3 protein-coding genes are annotated in these 2,704 nt (G+C 63.2%); all 3 read right to left on the bottom strand.

Translation table 11 applies throughout. From position 1 onward, the window contains the following. Window positions 1-123: 123 nt before the first annotated feature. Entirely contained in the window at window positions 124-732 is a 609-nt protein-coding gene (locus Q2K20_RS18000) for a TetR/AcrR family transcriptional regulator (RefSeq protein ID WP_069389038.1), read from the bottom strand. Further along, window positions 729-1,508, bottom strand: a complete 780-nt coding sequence (locus tag Q2K20_RS18005; protein WP_083249598.1) for an enoyl-CoA hydratase family protein — start codon at window positions 1,506-1,508, stop codon at window positions 729-731. Before Q2K20_RS18005 ends, Q2K20_RS18000 begins: the two co-directional genes overlap by 4 nt. Beyond that, a partial coding sequence (locus Q2K20_RS18010; RefSeq protein WP_317177061.1) for a biotin/lipoyl-containing protein occupies window positions 1,505-2,704 on the bottom strand: 1,200 nt, incomplete at its 5' end. The genes Q2K20_RS18005 and Q2K20_RS18010, both read right to left, overlap by 4 nt.

Consider the following 2,704-nt stretch of genomic DNA (forward strand, 5'->3'; position numbering starts at 1 on the left):
TCTGCGGGATGCCCTTCTTGAATTGGCGATACGGACCTTAAGCAAGTCGTATCTTGCCAGTTCAGAAGGGCATTCTCGCGTTCCCACACCGCGCTAGAAGTTCATCTCATCGGTGGATCCAGGCTAAGCGTCCGTCCGAGTTTTGATCGTCCGGAGCTCCTCGGCCCACGTCCGGGCGAGGGCGCGGCGACGTTTCGAATCGTCGGTTAGTGTGTCTGCGAGGCCGAGGCCACGTGCAATGTCTAGGGTTAGCTGGATGAGTCGGTGAGTTCGAGTGTCGGAGTCGTCGGCGTTCAATAGTTCGACAGCCATGGAATGGGCACTTCGGGCGAACTTGGCTTCGAGCGGTACGACACGCTCTCGTAGGTCGGGGTCTGCCGCTGCCGCTGTCCATACTTGGAGGGCGGATTTGAACACTGAACCGGAGTAGTGCCCGAAGAGAAGATCAACGACGTGTTGTTCGCGACTGACACCTTCCGGCGGGTCGCGGAGCTCTCCCATGATGTGGTCGGCGCTGGCCGACCACATGTGATCGAGGGCGGCCGTGATGAGGTCTTCCCGGGTGCGGTAATAGTGTTGCAGTGCACCTCGACTGATGCCCGCCTTCTCCGCGATGAGGCCGACTGTGGTCATGGCCCAACCGTGCGACATAAGGCACTCAACCGTCGTGTCGAGAAGTTTCTGGCGGGTCAGTTTGTTTCTGTCCTCCCGAGAGATGTAGTCTGCGGTCATTCTGCCCACCACGGGCGACGTTTTTCTAAGAAGGCTGCCATTCCCTCCCCGGCTTCTACGCTGTGGAACAGTTGGACTGACTGTTCGATGACTCGATCAGTTGACCGTTCGAACTCGGCCAGTATCTCATAATTGACCAGCTGTTTTGACTCGCGCAATCCCTGCGGTGAGCATGTCGCGAATGCAGCGCACAGTGTGTCGACGGCAGTATCGACCTCCTCCGCGACTTCGGTGACCAGTCCGTTGGTCAGTGCTTCCTCGGCGGAGATTGTTGAGCCAGTTAGCATCATGTGCGACGCCGCGCGCGAGGTCATGCGCGGCAGCACTGTCAGAGAGATTACCGAGGCAGCCAGTCCGAGGCGCGATTCGGTGAGACCGTAGGTTGAATTGCGGCCGGCGACGACTATGTCGCAGGCGGCGACCAGTCCCATACCGCCAGCCCGGACGTGCCCGTTAATCCGTCCGATGACGGGTTTGGGGGCTCGGAGGATGCTGTGCATCAGTTGCGTGGTCTGCTCCGCGCGGCGACGTGCAGGATCCACCCCTCCGTCGGTGACTGACGCGTCGACCAGGTCGGCGCCGGCGCAGAACGTTCCGCCTGTATGGGTCAGCACGATTGTTCGGACCGCGTCGTCCTGGGCGGCCACGGCAAAGCTGGCAAGGAGTTCGTCCACAAGCCGTTCGGATAGTGCGTTGCGATTGTGGGGCGAGTCCAGAGTGAGCGTTGCTATTCCGCCGGCGCGTTCCGCCCGGACCAGCGGGCCAGTGACGGTCATGTCGCCTCCGCCTCTTCATCGGATGCGGTGATCACGGCGAGGGGGGCGTCCACTTCGACTTGGTCGCCCTGACTGACGAGCACCTCGCTCACCTCACCTGTGACGGCAGCTGTGACGGAGTGTTCCATTTTCATCGCCTCGATCCATAGAATTGGCTGCCCCTTTTCGACGAGGTCACCCGGTTTGACCGCAACTCGGATTACGGCGCCGGGCATCGGGGCGAGCAGAGAGCCCTCTGCGACCGCTTGCGCGGGATCGATGAAGCGAGCGGTTTCGCACAGGGCGACTGCGCCGCGCGGCGTGTCCACGTGCAGCACGTTCGCGCCCGAACTCCCCCCACCGTAGCGGGCGACGTCGAAAGGCAAGACCACGCCGTCGACCTCGATCCGTACGCGGGTGGGGCTTGCCGAGACGACGTGAATTGTCTCTATCGACTCGGGGACGCTGCCCGGTGCCAGCACGATTCCGGAACGGTCGAGCCGGTACTTGATCTCGTACTCGTCGGTCTCCGTGCGAAAACCACGCGACTGGAAAGGGTGGCCGACATTGCGCCAGCCTAGGGGGGCCGCGATGCCCATCGGAGCTGATTCTTGCTCGCCGGTGGCGACCGCGATCGCCGCAGCGATGGCGGCGAGCCGCTCCGTCTCAAGGGAGGCGAGTGGGGCAGCGAGAGTGGCGAGCCCGTGACGGTCGAAGAAGGCGGTGTCGATCTCGCCGGCGAGGAATGCAGGGTGGAGCAGTGTCCGCACGAGCAGGTCCCGATTCGTACGCAGCCCGTGAACCTGGGCACGGGCCAGTGCAGTGGCGAGAATGCGGGCGGCTTCCGGGCGGGAGTGGGCGAACGAGATTACCTTGGCGAGCATGGGGTCGTAGTGCACCCCGACCTCGTCGCCGTCGACTACCCCGGAATCAAGCCGCAGGCCGGGCGAGGTGAGTACGGCGAACTCGGTTGCGGTCTCCTGAACCAAGAAGCGATGGACGGGGCCGGCTTGGGGTTGCCAGTCGCGCGCCGGATCCTCGGCGTAGAGGCGGGCCTCGATCGAATGGCCGACTGTGGCCGGCTCTCCACCACTTAGCCTCAATTCACCGATGAAGTAGCCGGGGCGGTCGCTGGCATGGTCGTGGGTCGTGACCGTATGGAGGGCGTGTGAGGTCCGCCGGTCTGCCCGGCTTTCCACTTTGGTTCCTGGTCGTAG

It is taken from the genome of Dietzia sp. IN118, assembly GCF_032905965.1.
GTDB classification, from domain to species: Bacteria; Actinomycetota; Actinomycetes; order Mycobacteriales; family Mycobacteriaceae; genus Dietzia; species Dietzia kunjamensis.